We start from the raw sequence: 817 nt of genomic DNA, 5'->3' as shown, positions 1-817 counted from the left end.
CGCGGTGGAGTCCCTGGTGGTCGATGCTCCGGCAGAGGTTGAGGTTGATGAGGTCATCACCGTGAGAGTGGATGCATTGGATGCTGATGGTGATGTGCTGGGTGGGGTGGGTCAGTATGTTGACTTGGCTTCCTCGGTAGAGGGCGATGTCGTCGAGGGTCAAGAGGTGATCCTCTCCAGTGAGGGTGAACGGACCCTGACTGTCAGCTACCGGGGTTTTGAGGAGACTGCCACGGTGGTGGTGGCTGCCCCGGAGGAGGAGCTCATTGTTCCTGAGGGGATCACTCTGGGTGCTGACCAGGTCACCGTAGGTGAGACACAGGAGGTGACGGCTACCGGATATGAATCCGGTACTGAGGTGGAGGCGACTATGTACTCCGAGCCGGTGTTCATTGGCGCCGAGGTTGCTGATGAGGCCGGGGTGGTGGCCTTCGCCTGGGAGATCCCAGAAGATACTGAGCCTGGTGAACACACCGTGGTGCTGATCGCGGATGGGTATCAGGACATCTCGGCGACCTTCGAGGTTTTGGCAGCAGAGGAGCCTGCACCTACTCCGACAGAAGAGCCCACCCCGAGTGAGGAGCCAACTCCTACGGAGTCTCCAGAGCCTCAGGATGAGGATGATCTAGCTGATACTGGCACACCTTGGTGGGGACACTTTCTGCCTCTGGCTGCCCTGCTGCTGTTGGTACTGGGTGGAATGTTCATTGCCATGGTCAACCAACGCCAGTGGGTAAGGAGGCAGTAGTCGCCCTATAGACCGGCCATCCCGTCTGTCTCCTGCGCAATGTGGGGTGGCCTTGTACCAGGCGGAGAC

1 pseudogene is annotated in these 817 nt (G+C 59.5%); it reads left to right on the top strand.

The annotated features are described in order from the left end of the window. Nucleotides 1–748, top strand: a pseudogene (locus F0311_RS11275) (hypothetical protein); the annotation flags it as partial. Nucleotides 749–817: the final 69 nt, after the last annotated feature.

It is taken from the genome of Nesterenkonia ebinurensis (genome assembly GCF_008711175.1).
Lineage (GTDB): Bacteria > Actinomycetota > Actinomycetes > Actinomycetales > Micrococcaceae > Nesterenkonia > Nesterenkonia ebinurensis.
Note: the sequence above shows the minus strand (reverse complement) of the source record. Positions and strands in the feature narration are given on the sequence as shown.